Source organism: Spirulina subsalsa PCC 9445 (genome assembly GCF_000314005.1).
Lineage (GTDB): Bacteria > Cyanobacteriota > Cyanobacteriia > Cyanobacteriales > Spirulinaceae > Spirulina_A > Spirulina_A subsalsa.
Genome location: NZ_JH980292.1, coordinates 4973155 through 4988674 on the forward strand (window position 1 = coordinate 4973155; position 15520 = coordinate 4988674).

Sequence of the window (15520 nt, forward strand, 5' to 3'; positions counted from 1 at the left end):
AGGCTTCTCACAGATTGGGCTAAAATGTTGACTAGGCTCATGGAGAAATCAATCGGGATGTAGCTTCTGCCTAGAGGGTAAATCAGCCAAGGTTAACAGCCGTGGGACACACGGTGAAGAAGCTCAAGGAGGGCAAAGTCAATGGACTCCCAACGAAACCCCTAGGGTCGGTGTCGGGAGGATGTCACGGAGTGAGATTTAGGGGTTAGGGTTTAGCCCAATCCCCTATCCCCGATTGAATTGAACCTTTTCTTAACCCTACGTTCTGGTCTTCAAGACTTGTTAGTTTTGGGTTAAGGGACTTCTCAACCCATTTGGTTAAATAACGATATCTGAATCAAGACGTGCCGAATCTGGATAAAGACGTGCCGAATTTGAATAAAGACGGAAGTGATCACACTCAGTTACTGGCTCAACTCCAGAACAAGGAGCTTTTGATCGTCAATAGCCGTCGGAAAAATGGGCTAATTATATATAAGCGCTACCATGCTGAATTTGCTGGACCTGGCTCTGTGGTTGGCAGTGTGTTTGATTTAGATGTAACAGGGGTTTTCCCTGTGGGCAATTGGTCTTCAGTCCCCCCTAAAAATGGTGACGAACGCCACCGAGCGTATTTGATTCGTCGTCAGTGGACTAAGTTAGTGCATCAAATCACGGTGAATCCTGTGCCTCTCCAACGGGCGCAAATTATCTTGAACCAGTTTGAAAACTGGTTTGATGAGGAGACAGTGGCTTGTGTCCCTGATGAAGCGTTTGCTCGTTTGGTGGGGGTTCTCCCCCAAACTATGATAAGAGCTCGTCGGGCTGATGCCCGTTTGTAAGGAGGCCATTGGCCAGTAAAATGCTCATTCTCTGGCAGGTGCGCTGATTTTCTGGGGGACTGCCAACGGTAATCCGCAATCCGCCTCCGGTGTGCCGGATCAGGGTGCCTTGGGTTTTTAGGGTGGTGACGAGGTGGGCTAGGACTTCCTCGCTTTCGGGGATATCTTTTAAACGAGCATAGATAAAGTTGGCATCTGTTGGCCAGAGCTTGAGACGGGGGATTTGCTCTAGGTTATGCCAGAGTTGGGTTCGTTCTTGTAAGAGTTGGGGGATGACTTCAAGTAGGCTGTCTTGGTGGGCGAGGGCGAGTTGAGCGGCGGCTTGGGAAAATGTGGGGAGGTTGTAGGGGAGGCGGATTTTTTCGAGGGTGGTGATCAGGTGGGGATGGGCGATCGCATATCCCACCCGTAAGGCGGCTAAACGGAAGGCCTTAGAAAAGGTGCGCAGGATGACCCAATTAGGATGTTCTGCCAGTTCCCCGACGACTGAAGTCCGACTAAATTCAAAATAGGCCTCGTCAATGACGACTAATACCTGTTCGGGAATCTCCCGTAACCAAGCTAATTCGGCCTCGGTGAGGGCGTTGGCGGTGGGGGAGTTGGGATGCACCAGAAACACCACTCGAATGGGGGGATTTTGGGTTTGTTCTAAGGCCTGTTGGGCGGCGTTGAGGTCGATTTCAAAGGTATCTGGGGAGCGTCCCACGGAAACCACGCCAATCCTCAAGGTTTGCGCCAAAATGCCGTACATGGAAAAGGTGGGATGGGCGACTAAAATCTGGCCTTCTTGACCTAAACAGGTGGCAATGAGGAGGGAGCGAATAAGTTCATCTGAACCATTGCCCACAGAAATGTGATGAGCGTCAATGGGGGAGGAGGGGAGATGGGCGGAATGATTCACATAGTTTGCGATCGCCTCTTTCAAAGCGCTATGACTGCCATCGGGGTAGCGATTACAGGACATTTCCATCTGATAGAGACGCGCTAGTTTCCCCTTAATCCAAGGGGGGAGATCGTAGGGATTTTCATTCGTGTCTAACTGATCCACTGGAACAGCAATCTCCCCTCCGGGGTGGGGAGTATAGGCTTTTAACTGAGCTAAATCGGAGCGAATAAAATTAAACATAATTCACGGTCGGGCAATGGATCTAGTTTATCACTGGGCGGGTGTGGGGAGCAGGGGGGCAGGGGGGCAGGGAGAGGGGGAATAGTGGCTAGTGAATAGCCAAAACTCTTTTATTTTAGGGAACGGGGAACGGGGGGAGAGGGGGAGATGTTTATTCGTCCTACTCCCTATTCCCTATTCCCTATTACTTATTCCGACTCCCGACACCCGATTCCCTAGGGCGCAAGCATTGCGCCCCTACACCGATTCCCGATTTGCGATTCCCGACTCCTGACTCCCTGTTCCCCGTTCCCCGTTCCCTATTCCCCGACTCCCATTCCCTAGTCGAGATTACGTGAACTGGTTTGGGAACAGCGCTAAGATTCAGACTAAGGGTTTCTGTCAAAAAAATATTCATGCCTGTTACCATAAATCCGATCAAATTTGGCACTGATGGCTGGCGCGGTTTGATTGCCGCCGACTTTACCTTTGAGCGCCTCGTGCAAGTTGCCCCCCTCGCGGCTCAAGTCCTCGCCCGCAATTATGCCCACGTCTCCCAGAATAATTTGATTATTGTGGGGTATGACCGCCGCTTCATGGCTGAGAATTTCGCCCAAGCTACCGCCGAAGCCGTTCAAAATGCTGGGTTTGATGTCCTCTTAGCGGATACCTTTTCCCCCACTCCTGCCCTATCTTGGGAAGCCCATGCCCGCTCCGCTTTAGGGGCACTGGTGATTACCGCCAGTCACAATCCGGCGGGGTATCTAGGGTTAAAAGTGAAAGGGGCTTTCGGGGGATCTGTCACGGGGGAGATTACCCAACAAATTGAAGCTCTATTAGAACAAGAAAACTCATTTAATCGCCCCCCCGGTACCCTGACGATGTTTGATCCTTGGGTGAGTTATTGTCAAGAATTGCAGACGAAAGTCAATATTGCTGAGATTCAAGGGGCGATTCGTGGGGGGAAAATCGAAGTTTTCGCCGATGTGATGCACGGGGCGGCGGCGACGGGGTTTAAACGGCTGTTAGGGCTAGATATTCATGAGCTAAATGGTGAACGGGATCCTCTGTTTGGGGGGGGCGCACCGGAGCCCCTGCCCAAGTATTTAGCCGATTTGTTCCGCACAATTCGGGAAGCGGCGAAAACGGGGGGAGATACCTTGCGGGTGGGGTTTGTGTTTGATGGAGATAGCGATCGCATTGCCGCCGTTGATGGACAAGGAAACTTTCTCAGTTCCCAAATTCTCATCCCCATCCTGATTGAACATCTAGCAGAACGCAAACAGTTCACCGGAGAGATTATTAAAACTGTGAGCGGTTCTGATCTCATCCCCCGCGTCGCTGACTTCTATCAGATCCCCCTCTATGAAACCCCCATTGGTTATAAATACATTGCCGAACGAATGTTAAGCCAAAACGTCCTAATTGGAGGCGAAGAATCGGGAGGGATTGGTTATGGGACTCACATCCCGGAACGGGATGCTCTGCTTTCGGCATTATACGTCCTAGAAGCCATCGTTCAGTCGGGGAAAGACCTCAGCACCCTTTATGGGGAACTTCAAGCTAAAACGGGCTTTAACTTCAGCTACGATCGGGTTGATGTCCATTTAGCCAGTATGGAAATCCGAGGGAAGTTACTGGAGAAACTGGAAACGGAAACCCCCCAAACTATCCTAGGAAAAGCGGTCACAAATTGTTTAGCAATTGATGGCTATAAGTTCCGCTTAGAGGATGGCAGTTGGTTACTGATTCGTTTTAGTGGCACTGAACCCGTTTTACGCCTCTATTGTGAAGCGCCCACACTCCTGGATGTGAAGAAAACCTTAGACTGGGCTAAGGATTGGGCTGATTCTGTCGGCTAATTTCAAGAATTAGCCCCTAAACTCCCCATCCCACTTGTGGGATGGGGAGTTCTCGGCAATCGGGTTAAGGGTTAGCTAACCGCAAAAGCCATCAGGATTAAGCTGGTGACGAGGAGAAGTGCTAAGGCCCCTTGACGCACGTAGCGTTTTTGCTGCGCTTGATTGGGGTACTGAGCATAATACATTTTAGGTTCGCTGGCGTAGTTGTTGAGTTGTCCTTCGGGGCTGATTGTGGTGTACATTCGCGTACCTCCGTTTGGGTGTGCTGTATTTCCTTTGTTGTTACTTAATGTAACGTAATGTAAAGAATTGTTGCTGTGACTTGACAAGCTTTTAATCGTGATGCTCATCACAGCAAGAGAGGAATGTTTGTTCAGTACAGATAAACTGAAGGGGACGATCCCAACTGTCTCGGGGGAGTTGGGGGGAGAGGGCGAAGTGGAAAATAATGCCGATGGTGGGAATATTGCACCAGGGGGGATGGGCGAGGAGTCGATCATAGAAGCCTCCCCCGTAGCCTAAACGGTAGCCAAGGCGATCGCATCCCACAGCCGGAACAAGAATTAAATCCACCTCTTCCCCCCATAAGCGCGTTGAATCGGGGCGAGGTTCAAAAATGCCATATTTCCCCTGAACGAGGGCTTCTGAGGGCTGCCAGCGATGCCAGATTAAAGATTTACCGACACATCGAGGTAGTCCCCATTGTTTTTCTGATTGTTGCCACAATACAGTTAAATCCGGTTCTTGGCGAAAACTGCAATAACTTAAAACCGTTGTAGCCTGTTGAAAGGGGGGAGACGTGAGGAGATGTTCACAAAGGCGATCGCTTTTTTCTCGCCACACTTCCGGGGAGAGTGCTTTGCGTTGGTCTAAAAGTTGACGACGTAGGGTAGATTTTAAATCAGACACTATATTTTAACTTTCCAGATGTTAGAACAATTAGAACAATTTGCTAGTGATAATTACTCCGGGATGTGTCCCGAAGTATTAGACGCTTTAATGAGTGCTAATCAAGGGAGTTCTCCTGCCTACGGGAATGATCAATGGACAGAAAAAGCCGCTAATGCCTTTCGAGAACTCTTTGAGATTGATTGTGAAGTGTTTTTTGTCTTTAATGGAACAGCTGCTAATTCCTTAGCTTTGGCCGCTTTATGTCAATCCTATCATAGTGTGATTGCCCACGAAGTCGCTCACATAGAAACCGACGAATGCGGCGCGCCAGAATTTTTTTCTAACGGTTCTAAGCTATTATTAAGTTCGGGAGAAAACGGCAAATTAACCCCAGAAGGCATTGCCAAAATTGTCACCAAACGGCAGGATATTCACTTTCCTAAACCCAAAGTCATTAGTTTAACCCAAGCTACAGAAGTGGGAACAGTCTATCAAATTGAAGAACTACAAGCCATTAAAGCCGTTGCCGATCAATATCAGTTAAAAATTCACATGGACGGGGCAAGATTTGCCAATGCCGTCGTCTCACTCGGCAAAAGTCCAGCCGAAATCACTTGGCGTTCTGGGGTAGATGTTTTATGTTTTAGCGGCACAAAAAACGGGATGGCAATGGGAGAATCTGTAATATTTTTTGATAGAACATTGGCGGAAGATTTTGCTTATCGGTGTAAACAAGCGGGACAATTAGCCTCGAAAATGCGCTTTATTGCTGCTCCTTGGTTAGGATTATTAAATCGGGACACATGGCTTAAAAATGCCCGTCATGCCAATGAGTGCGCCGCTTATTTAGCCTCACAATTAGCCGCTATTCCTGAGTTAACATTAATGTTTCCCACAGAAGTTAATGGGGTATTTGTCGAGATGCCAGAAGGACTGATTCAGGCACTACGCGAGAAAGGTTGGTTGTTCTATAATTTTATCGGCGTGGGGGGCATTCGTTTAATGTGTAGTTGGGCAACAACTCGAAAACGGATTGATGAATTGGTTGCCGATATAAAATCTGCTATCATCTCGCTTTAACCTTTTCCGGTAGACTCCCGATCATTCAATCCACAGTTAAAGATACAATGCTTTATTCTAATTCATCTTTGCAAAACCAGAGATGGAAAAACTCACTATCGATACGAGGTTCATAGGATTGTAAAAATGTTTGACGGAACTCTGGACTAAATAATAGGGCATGGGGGGGATAGTAGTTGAGTTGGAGAAAAGGCTGAGTTTCTTGTTCCCAATCTTTCGGAATTAACCAAATTTGCGTCCGACAGGAGGCTAAGGCTTCTATGGTGCTATTAGGAATCTCAAATCCATTTGTTTGCATATCCATTAAAGCCGCACCATCAATTAAAATGGGATTGCCTTGAAAGGGTAACAAAAATCGGTAATTTGTCAAAAAATACTGTTCATCTGTGGTGTATCCCATTTCAATAGTTTGGTCAGGATACGTCTCTAAAATTAATTCAATATCTCCTGTAATGAGTGAGATATCAAACCGATAAAATCGGTCAAGTAATACGGCTTTTACCCCGGCATTATTCAAAGAAATTAAAATAAGTGCAAAGCAAAAAATTAGGAACGTAATAGGCTGAGTAAAAATAGATTCGCCTTCGCTCCATAATTTTTTAACATCAAAGGGATTGTGTTTCTTTAACAACAATAAAAAAGGATAAAGAATCGCCGGAATCAAGGGTATTAAATGATGACTACCTGCCCCTCCTTTCGAGGCAATTACAATCGTTCCTGCGGTACTAAACAACAAGAAATAAAGATAATATTGAATGTCTTTGAGGGTTTGATGAAACAGTTTTTTGTTGTGTATAAATAGACTTGTTCCTAAAATAAGGATTGGCAAGAATAAATAAATTGTTGTTCTGATATTATCGAAAAATAAATTGGCATAAAATCCATGATTTGTCGTCACGGTGAGCCATTGGAAATAATTCGTCCAAGAAATTTGGGGATGGAGAAATGGCAGGAAACCGATAATAATTCCGGCGAAGCCTGAAATTAAACTGATGGTGAGTCCTTGTTGAGTTAAGAATAGCCAATACAGGGGTAAAAAATACAAAACCGCCGTTATTTTGAGGTTGAAGACAATGCCGAAACAGAGGGACAATAAAATACTGGAATAAATCCGATGATTCTGGAGAACTCCCCATAGTGCTAGGCAGGTAAATAATAAAATGATGGAATCGGAACGGATAAAGAAGAAAATATGACCATAAATTGTCCCGAAACACAGAAGAATCACGCTTGTATAAGCTGTAATCCACAAGGCTAGTTTGCGGTTGTGGATTTTTTGAATTACAGCGAAGATCAAGATGAAGCTTCCCCCCAAGGCTAAAGTGGTGGGTAATTTCAGCGCCCAGATACTAGGGCCGAGTATTTTCAAAAATGCTCCTGTGATTATATACAGTAATGGTCCGTAAACAATGGTATATCGTTCCGTATTATCAAACCCATGATAGAGGGGATAATTTTGGTCAAAAAACAACCAAGAAAGACTCCCAATTTGTCCCTCTACATGATCCACGATCACTTGACTCAATGTTCGAGAGATGAGCAAGGTCAGAAAAGAACCAAGAATCAAAACTGAGACGGTGCTGAGAAAAAGATTACTGTAGGTTTTAAACTTATTTTTAGGTTCTAGTTGTGAATCAGAATGTAATGATTGTGGCAATTGTCTCTATCTCCCTAGTTCCTGCATAGGGGATATTTGATCCCCCTGTTGAATAGTCTAGCAATTATTATTTTGCATTTCAAACAATTTCTTCTAGGGGAATAAAACGTTCTCTGGGGAGTAGGGCGGGTTTGAAATGAAAGACTAATGTTCCGCGACGATTGCGGGCATTAATGACGACTCCTAACGGCACCCAAGGCACATTTTTATGGACTTGATAGTAGGTGTAATAAATCACCCGGGCAGCTTCTAATAATTCGGGTTCAATCCAAGTGGCAAGACTAGACTGGCGCTGCATTTCAATGCGGTGTTGTAAGGCCAGACGATATTGAGGATCACGCAAATTAAAGGAAACCATAGAGGGGGACTAAACCGGAGAGGTAAGATCAACCATTAGACTAGCAGGGGAAGGGGTGATTATCTCATCTGGACTTCCCCTGTGGCTAGTTGTCAGCGACTGGTATCAATGCCCCGTTGTTGGAGTTGGTCGAGGAAATAGCTTTCTAGGGTATTTTGTAGGAGGGTCATGGTGATCAGTTGGGCATCCATGAGTTTTAAGGTGGCGAGGAATTCTTGCGGATTGCCTTGCAGTTGGCCTTGCCATCCGGTTTCGTTGTATTCTAAGGGGCTAACCCAGCGTTTGAGGATGTCTAGATTGCCGCCGATGCCGCTTACAGTATAGTGGGGGGAACGTCCGAGGAGTTCGTCAAGGGTACCGATGCAGAGGAGTTCCCCTTGGGCGAGAATGGCGACGCGATCGCAAATCTGCTCAACGTCGGCCAAAATATGGGAGTTGAAAAAGATGGTTTTCTGTTGGGCTTTTAAGGCGAGAATAATTTCTCGGATGCGATAACGTCCGGTAGGATCTAAACCGGACATGGGTTCGTCTAAAAAGATTAAATCCGGGTCATTGATTAGGGCTTGGGCTAATCCAATCCGTTGTAACATCCCTTTGGAATATTGCCGTAATTCTTTCTTGCGGGCGGTGCTTTGGGCTAACCCTACCATATCCAATAATTCGGGGATGCGTTGCTTTTGTTCTTCTAGGGGGATGTTGAATAAATCCCCAGTAAAGCGCAGAAATTCCCATCCGGTGAGATAGTCGTAAAAGTAGGGGTTTTCGGGTAAATAGCCAATTTGTTCTTTGACGGTGCGATCGCCAATCGGTTTCCCCAACACCCTCGCCCTTCCCCCAGTCCGTCGTACAATCCCCAAGAGAATCTTTAACAGCGTCGTTTTCCCTGCCCCATTCGGCCCCAACAAACCAAAAGTTTCCCCCTGTTCTACCCGTAGGGTTAAGTTTTGTAACGAGGGGACTTTCTGATTCAGCCAAAATCCACTGCGATAAACCTTGCTTAACTCCCACGTCTGGACAGCCGCCATCGGTTCATTGGGTGGATTTTCGGCGATCGCATCCTCAACTAAAACATCCATTGTTCGCTCACATCGACAACACTCACCCTTAACATAATGCACCCTTGCGCCCAAAATTCCCAACTTCGACCAGTTGTCTTTTGACAAAACCCTAACCAACTCTCAACAATGACCTCTAATGCTCAACCATAGCTGTATTGAGAGGAGATCCATTCCATGAGAACATTCCGTTGGGTGATTGTCCTATTATTGGCCATCACCACCTTATCCTTTGCCCATCCTGCCCTCGCCCAAGGCAATCCCGCCAACGGTGCAGGCCTCTTCCAGGCCAACTGTGCCGCTTGTCACCTTGGAGGAAAAAACGTCGTCAATCCCGCCAAAACCCTGCAAAAATCCGATCTCGAAAAATATGGGATGTTATCCTTAGAAGCCATTAAAACCCAAATCACCAAAGGTAAAGCGGCAATGCCTGCCTTCCTCGGCAAACTCAACGAACAACAAATTGAAGATGTCGCCGCCTACGTTTTAGCACAAGCCGAAAAAGGCTGGTAACTTCCCCGATTTTCTACAAGTGTCGTTAGGATTCACAAGACAGGGAACCCCCTGTCTTTTTTTGCCTGAACCATGATACTAGCTACCCGAAGAAACAATTGCTATCCGTGATCAGTAATCAGTAAAGTCTCGCCATGACTTCGGGCTATTCCCCGCCCACTTTCCTCAAACCATGATACATTATCAAGAGAGCGCAATGCTTGCCCCATCTTATCTTAATTCCCCTTAAAAACTATGGATCGAGGTAAAATTTTAGCCATTATTACCGGAGCAATTTCCATCTTTTTAGCCGTGATTTACTTAATCCTAGTCCAATTTTTAGATATGCGTGGAGAAATGATTCCCGCCCCCATTGATTTATCCCAAAATTTAAGCACTACCCTGAACTGCCTTCTTTTGGCTATTTGATATCATGGATAGTTTATATGATTTTCAGGCTTAATTTATGGCAAAACGTAGCTATGCAATCATCGGAACCGGGGCAATCGGTGGCTATTATGGCGCTTGTTTACAACAGGCTGGTTTTCCCGTGCATTTTCTCGTCCGTAGTGATTATGAAACCATCCAACAACAAGGCTTAATCATAGAATCCATCTATGGTGACTTTACCTTACCCCAAGTCAACGCCTATCGTCACCCCCCAGAAATTCCCCCCTGTGATGTGGTAATTATTGCCCTAAAAAGCACACAAAACCAGTGTTTAACGGCTATTTTACCCCAAGTTATTCACCCCAAAACCGTTGTAATTCTCCTGCAAAATGGCTTAGGTTTTGAAGAACAAATTCAGCCCTTGATTCCAGAGAACATTCTTCTAGCAGGACTCGCCTTTATTTGTTGTAACAGAATTGCACCCGGTCACATTCGCCATTTAGACTATCAAGCCATTAAACTTGCCCAATATGCCCCCCACTATGAACCCTGTGGTATTACCCCGACTCTAGAACAAATTTGTGCGGACTTCACTGAGGCAAAAGTAGAAATTCTACTCGGAGAAGACCTCTTACAAAGTCGTTGGGAAAAATTAGTCTGGAATATTCCCTATAACAGTTTATCGGTCATTTTAGACGCAAAACCCGATGAAATCATGAACCATACTGCTACTCGGGAATTAGCAGAAAAAATTATGCGAGAAGTGCAACAGGGGGCGAGAAGTTGTCATCGAGAGGTAACAGATAGTTTTGTGGAAATGATGTTAGATCATACTGTCAAAATGCAGCCCTATCTAACCAGTATGAAACTGGATTTTGATCATCAACGTCCTTTAGAATTAGAAGCCATTTTAGGCAATCCTTTGAGAATGAGTCGTCAGCATGGAGTAGATTTACCAAAAATCGCCATGCTTTATCAACAATTACAATTCTTAGATTATCGTAATTTAAATTCTTAAAACTTCACAAATCTTGAGCGGTCATTGTCCCCACAGATTTGTTAGATTGGGGATGGTGAACCCATGAGAGTTAAAGCCATGAACACCCCTCAGAAAATTGTTGGTATTATTGGTAGTTATCGCAAACACGGTGTTATTGATTCCTTGGTGACAGAAATCTTGGATGAAGCGGCAAAACAAGGGGCAGAAACTCATAAGATTTATTTAACCGATTACCACTTAGAATTCTGTACAAACTGCCGCTCTTGTTTACAACAACCGGGGCCAGAACGGGGAAAATGTGTGTTAAAAGATGACATGGAGAGTATACTGGATGAACTGGATCAAGCGGATGGGTTTGTGTTAGGATCTCCTGTGAATTTTGGTAACGTTACGGCCATTACGCGGTTATTTTTAGAGCGCTGTGTTTGTTATGGGTATTGGCCTTGGGGAGAGGGTCCCAAAACGCGACACCAGAAACCGACGAAAAAAGCGATTCTCGTCTCTGCGAGTGGTTGTCCTGCGTTACTGGCTCGGTTTTTCCTGGGGGCAATTGATGGGTTAAAACGATTAGCAACCATGCTTAAAGCGCGTCCGGTAGGTGTGTTACGAGTGGGGGGTGTGGTGAATCAAAAAACAGAATTGTCCGGGCAAACCCTGCGTCATGCCAGAAGGTTAGCCCATCGATTAAGCGGTTAATTCAATTGTTAGTACTGCCCAAAACCAAAGTTGTCCTAATCGGGAAAAAATCGACCTTGTTTAAGAACCAAATCGTTCGAGTAATTCCTCCCGGGATAAGGTTAAAAGCAAAGGGATAAATTTTTGAGAGGGGAGGGAGATGATGGAGTCAATAATGGTTCTTAGTTGAGGGTCAATAGAGTTAAAACGGGTCTGTAATAAGCTCTCTGCTGTTGCTCGTCGTTCTTGTTGAGTTCCTTGTTCTAGACCCTGTTCTAGACCTTGTTCTAGGCCTTGTTCTAAGCCTTGTGCTAGACCCTGTTCAACCCCTCGTTGAGTCGCTTCTTCCAATCGTTGTAAATAGATGGGTGATAACTGCATAATTAGTTCCTCCTCCTCTGTTTCTAGCGGTTGCTCTTGCGCCCTACGCATTTCTAACTGGGCTAACAGGTTATACACCAATTCTAAAGTATTTTCTCGATGAGGATGGTCTGATGGCATCCTCTGTAATTCCTCTATGGCTTGTTGTTGCACTCTTCCCTTGCCTAATATCCTTAACCAGAGGGTTTCTGGGGTCACAGGTAACTGATGAATGACAATGATTCCTGTGTGCAGGATGAAGGGCAATTGATAAATCCCCGATATCCCATTTTCCTCCCCTAGGGCGGCACAATCTTCTAGGATGGCACTGGACGCTGTGGGGGTTAGTATCCAAAGATAAGGCAGTTCGTTTTCTGGCCAAGAACGATTTTCTCGTAAGAGTCCTTCCTGAAGGGTGAACAGTTTATTGACACAACTGCGGATGTTTTGTCGGGTAACGGGATTGCGGAAGGGTTCAAATAAAGCCGAATGGTTGACTAAACGCCCCAATAGACCCAGATGGTGGGCAGTGGTGGCAGTCCGGGGAATAAACCAAACATCGATATAACGGATTTCTGAGGAAAGGGGGTGTTCGGTCTGGACTTCTCCGAGGGGGGAGAGGAGTTCGGTTAAGTAGTTTTTGGCGAAGTCGTCGTGAGGGAAACGGGTCACAGGTTGGGCTGGGGATGGAGGGGTTTGGGCTTATTGTATCCTCTAGGACTGCCCAAAACCAAAGTTGTCCCAATGGGGGAAAAATCGACTTACAAAGGAGTCCCATTTTGAATGGACTCCGAATCTAGGGGACTGTGGATCTACGAAAAAGCACCAAAACGTTAGAAAATTTTAACTAATGGTCTGATGACTTCTAAGAAAAAACTCAAAATACTGTGTTTAACCCAATAAACAATATTCATTTTCGCCATTGGCGTGGCGACCTCTTTGGGGGGGTGACGGCCGCTATCGTTGCGTTGCCATTGGCGCTGGCTTTCGGGGTGGCTTCTGGGGCTGGTGCGATCGCCGGACTCTATGGGGCCATGATTGTTGGCTTTTTCGCCGCCCTCTGCGGGGGAACACCCACCCAAGTTTCTGGCCCCACTGGCCCCATGACGGTAGTGGTCGCAACGGTAATTGCTACCCTCGTCGCCCGACACCCAGACACCGGACTCGCCATGACCTTTACGGTTATCATGTTGGGAGGTGTGTTACAAATCCTCTTCGGGGTGATGCGTCTCGGACAGTATATTACCCTCATCCCCTATACGGTGATTTCCGGCTTTATGTCGGGGATTGGGGTGATTATCGTGTTGTTACAAATCCCACCCCTGTTGGGTCATACCGGACCTGGGGGGGTGGTCAATACTTTAGAACAACTACCCAACTACTTAGCTAACCCTAACTGGGTGGCTTTGGGCTTAGGGGGATTGACTTTAGTCATAGTGTATGGTATGCCTCGACGGTTTAATAAGATTCTCCCCGCCCCTTTAGTCGCTTTAATTGTCGTGACCATCGTCTCGGTGGTCTTTTTTAGTGATGTTCCCCTAGACCGCATTGGTCCAATTCCTAGAGGTTTGCCAACTCCACGTTTCCCTACTTTTAGCCTCAATGAATTAACGGATATGTTCCGTTATGCTCTCATGTTGGCAGTGTTAGGGGCGATTGACTCCTTGTTAACCTCTTTGGTGGCGGATAGTATTTCTCGCACGCAACACGATTCGGATCGAGAGTTAATCGGTCAAGGGATTGGGAATCTATTATCCGGTCTATTTGGCGGTTTACCGGGGGCTGGGGCAACCATGCGCACGGTGGTTAATGTGCAATCTGGGGGAAAAACGCCCCTCTCGGGCATGATACATGCTTTCGTTCTTCTGATCGTGGTCTTGCAAGCGGGGCCGTTAACGGCACAAATTCCCCTAGCGGTGTTGGCTGGATTGTTGCTCAAGGTCGGGATTGAGATTTTAGACTGGGGCTTTATCAAACGCTCCCCGCGTCTTTCTCTCAAGGGGACGGGTATTATGTATTTAGTGCTATTTTTAACGGTTTTTGTGGACTTAATCACAGCCGTTTTAGTGGGGGCATTTGTGGCGGATACACTGACGATTAAACGCCTCACGGATGTCCAAAGCGATCGCATTCAAGCCATTACCGATCCCACTACCCAAAACCACAACTTGACTCCAAGGGAACAGGAACTCCTCACCCAAGGTAAAGGGGACATTCTCTTGGTGCAGTTAGGCGGGCCGATGAGTTTCGGTGCCGCTAAGAGTATTACCCGACGGATGACGCACGTCAAGCAGTATCGGGCTTTAGTCTTGGATTTAAGCGAAGTCCCCACCATTGGGGTAACAGCGGCTTTAGCCATTGAATCCATTGTTCAAGATGCGATCGCCAATCATCGTCAAGTGTGGATAGTGACTAATCCCGGACAAGTGCAGAACCGCATTGAACAACTAGAGTTAAATAAACTCACCAAACCGCGTAAAGCCAAAAAAGAGGTCGGGGCTTCTCCTCTTCCTCTCCCCCAAATCCATCAAATCACCAACCGTTCTCAAGCGTTACAATCTGCTTTTGAATATATTTGTCCCGAGGTATTGGTTTAGCTCATCGTCGGGAAGCGCCGCACTGTACGGTCGGTGTCGGGAGGATGTCACAAGCCCGAAAACCCAAGTAAAAATAGGGTGGAAACTTCCACCCTACTCCGAATCCGGGATCAAACCCGTTGATGGTTCAGACTACAGCGCGTTCGCCCCAGCCACCACTTCCAGCAATTCCTGAGTAATCGCCGCTTGACGCGCTTTGTTATAAGACAAGGTGAGGGTTTTCATTAACTCACTGGCGTTGTCGCTGGCGTTGTTCATCGCCGTCATCCGTGCCGCTAACTCACTGGCCGAGGATTCTTGTAAAGCCCGCAATAACTGGTTATTCAAATACAGGGGCAACAGTGCATCTAAAATCTGAACGGGATCCTGTTCAAAGAGCATATCTTTGGGCAGGGCTTTCACTTCAGAGGCGACGGTTTCCCGCTCAACGCTGAACTCTCCGCCTTTGGTGGTGAGTCGGAAAATTTCATCATCTCTCACTTCTAACCCTTGGGGAGATAAGGGTAAGAGGGTTTGCACCACCGGACGAGAACTGATCAAGGACACGAATTTAGTGTAGATCAATTCAACCCGATCCACCGTTTCCGAGAGGAAGAGGGAGAGTAAATAATCGGCAATTTTCGAGGCTTCGGCGGCGGAGGGGATTTGGTTTAATCCGGTGTAGGTTTGGCTGATGGGGGCTTCCCGACGCTCAAAGTATTGAGTGGCTTTACGTCCCACTAAAATTAATTGATGTTTTACGCCTTCAGCTTGTAATTCCTTCACCCGGGTTTCCGCCCGTTTGATCACGTTGTTATTGTAGCCCCCACACAAACCGCGATCGCCAGAAATGACTAAAATGGCGACGGTTTCCACCTCCCGCTCTTTCAGCAGGGGCAGGTCTACATCTTCAAACCGCAGACGGTTTTGCAGTCCATAGAGAACTTGGGCTAAACAGTCGGCAAAGGGACGAGTCGCCGTAACTTGTTCTTGGGCGCGGCGCACTTTAGCGGCGGCTACCAAGCGCATGGCTTCGGTGATTTTACGAGTATTTTTGACCGACTGAATGCGATCGCGAATAGCTTTTAGATTAGGCATGACAGTAGTTGAGAATGCAGAGTTGAGTAGGCATTAGGAGAGGGATGGGGGAGTTTCAAGCCCTAAACCTGATCTAGAGACTTTCTCATCCTTCCCTCCC

17 protein-coding genes are annotated in these 15520 nt (G+C 46.7%); 8 read left to right on the forward strand and 9 right to left on the reverse strand.

Annotated elements, in window-relative coordinates:
- Positions 1–344: 344 nt before the first annotated feature.
- Positions 345–821, forward strand: a complete 477-nt coding sequence (locus SPI9445_RS0122660) for a hypothetical protein (protein WP_017307085.1) — start codon at positions 345–347, stop codon at positions 819–821.
- On the opposite strand, the gene SPI9445_RS0122665 is transcribed toward SPI9445_RS0122660, so the two are convergent.
- Together SPI9445_RS0122665 and SPI9445_RS30195 are read right to left on the reverse strand one after the other, a co-directional pair.
- Positions 784–1947, reverse strand: a complete 1164-nt coding sequence (locus SPI9445_RS0122665; protein WP_017307086.1) for a histidinol-phosphate transaminase — start codon at positions 1945–1947, stop codon at positions 784–786. The genes SPI9445_RS0122660 and SPI9445_RS0122665 overlap by 38 nt on opposite strands.
- 184 nt (positions 1948–2131) lie before the next feature.
- On the reverse strand, positions 2132–2344 hold the full coding sequence (locus SPI9445_RS30195; RefSeq protein ID WP_071525325.1) for a hypothetical protein: 213 nt from the start codon (positions 2342–2344) through the stop codon (positions 2132–2134).
- Here SPI9445_RS30195 and SPI9445_RS0122670 point away from each other — a divergent pair.
- Entirely contained in the window at positions 2343–3788 is a 1446-nt protein-coding gene (locus tag SPI9445_RS0122670) for a phosphoglucomutase/phosphomannomutase family protein (RefSeq protein WP_017307087.1), read from the forward strand. The two genes, SPI9445_RS30195 and SPI9445_RS0122670, sit on opposite strands and share 2 nt — an antisense overlap.
- Positions 3789–3859: 71 nt before the next feature.
- Here SPI9445_RS0122670 and psb34 read toward each other — a convergent pair whose 3' ends face one another.
- Together psb34 and SPI9445_RS0122680 are read right to left on the reverse strand one after the other, a co-directional pair.
- A complete protein-coding gene (psb34, locus tag SPI9445_RS30825; RefSeq protein WP_017307088.1) occupies positions 3860–4030 on the reverse strand; it encodes a photosystem II assembly protein Psb34 in 171 nt (56 codons plus the stop codon).
- Positions 4031–4121: 91 nt separating this feature from the next.
- Complete coding sequence (locus SPI9445_RS0122680) at positions 4122–4697, reverse strand: 5-formyltetrahydrofolate cyclo-ligase (RefSeq protein WP_017307089.1); 576 nt, start codon at positions 4695–4697, stop codon at positions 4122–4124.
- An 18-nt stretch (positions 4698–4715) separates the two neighbouring features.
- Between SPI9445_RS0122680 and SPI9445_RS0122685 the strand changes: the two genes are divergently transcribed.
- Positions 4716–5759, forward strand: a complete 1044-nt coding sequence (locus tag SPI9445_RS0122685; RefSeq protein ID WP_017307090.1) for a threonine aldolase family protein — start codon at positions 4716–4718, stop codon at positions 5757–5759.
- Positions 5760–5811: 52 nt separating this feature from the next.
- On the opposite strand, the gene SPI9445_RS0122690 is transcribed toward SPI9445_RS0122685, so the two are convergent.
- The 3 genes from SPI9445_RS0122690 to SPI9445_RS0122700 all read right to left on the reverse strand — a co-directional run bounded on the left by SPI9445_RS0122690 (position 5812) and on the right by SPI9445_RS0122700 (position 8850).
- Positions 5812–7416, reverse strand: coding sequence for an ArnT family glycosyltransferase (locus SPI9445_RS0122690; protein WP_017307091.1), 1605 nt, complete (start codon positions 7414–7416; stop codon positions 5812–5814).
- Positions 7417–7495: 79 nt separating this feature from the next.
- Positions 7496–7774, reverse strand: a complete 279-nt coding sequence (locus SPI9445_RS0122695) for a hypothetical protein (RefSeq protein WP_017307092.1) — start codon at positions 7772–7774, stop codon at positions 7496–7498.
- A gap of 92 nt (positions 7775–7866) precedes the next feature.
- Positions 7867–8850: an ABC transporter ATP-binding protein gene (locus tag SPI9445_RS0122700; RefSeq protein WP_017307093.1), complete on the reverse strand. Its 984-nt coding sequence runs from the start codon at positions 8848–8850 to the stop codon at positions 7867–7869.
- Positions 8851–9006: 156 nt separating this feature from the next.
- Here SPI9445_RS0122700 and petJ point away from each other — a divergent pair, with 156 nt between their 5' ends.
- From petJ to SPI9445_RS0122720, 4 genes are all read left to right on the forward strand, one after another.
- The gene (petJ, locus tag SPI9445_RS0122705) at positions 9007–9342 is read left to right on the forward strand and encodes a cytochrome c6 PetJ (RefSeq protein ID WP_017307094.1); all 336 of its coding nucleotides are present in this window, start codon (positions 9007–9009) and stop codon (positions 9340–9342) included.
- 234 nt (positions 9343–9576) lie between these two features.
- Complete coding sequence (locus SPI9445_RS30830) at positions 9577–9750, forward strand: hypothetical protein (protein WP_017307095.1); 174 nt, start codon at positions 9577–9579, stop codon at positions 9748–9750.
- A gap of 37 nt (positions 9751–9787) precedes the next feature.
- Positions 9788–10729, forward strand: coding sequence for a putative 2-dehydropantoate 2-reductase (locus SPI9445_RS0122715; protein ID WP_017307096.1), 942 nt, complete (start codon positions 9788–9790; stop codon positions 10727–10729).
- Positions 10730–10807: 78 nt separating this feature from the next.
- A complete protein-coding gene (locus SPI9445_RS0122720) occupies positions 10808–11407 on the forward strand; it encodes a flavodoxin family protein (protein WP_033375406.1) in 600 nt (199 codons plus the stop codon).
- A 60-nt stretch (positions 11408–11467) separates the two neighbouring features.
- On the opposite strand, the gene SPI9445_RS0122725 is transcribed toward SPI9445_RS0122720, so the two are convergent.
- Positions 11468–12418, reverse strand: a complete 951-nt coding sequence (locus SPI9445_RS0122725) for a FliH/SctL family protein (protein ID WP_017307098.1) — start codon at positions 12416–12418, stop codon at positions 11468–11470.
- A gap of 215 nt (positions 12419–12633) precedes the next feature.
- On the opposite strand from SPI9445_RS0122725, the gene SPI9445_RS0122730 reads away from it, so the two are divergent.
- Complete coding sequence (locus SPI9445_RS0122730) at positions 12634–14343, forward strand: SulP family inorganic anion transporter (RefSeq protein WP_017307099.1); 1710 nt, start codon at positions 12634–12636, stop codon at positions 14341–14343.
- A gap of 132 nt (positions 14344–14475) precedes the next feature.
- On the opposite strand, the gene SPI9445_RS0122735 is transcribed toward SPI9445_RS0122730, so the two are convergent.
- On the reverse strand, positions 14476–15420 hold the full coding sequence (locus tag SPI9445_RS0122735) for a F0F1 ATP synthase subunit gamma (protein WP_017307100.1): 945 nt from the start codon (positions 15418–15420) through the stop codon (positions 14476–14478).
- Positions 15421–15520: the final 100 nt, after the last annotated feature.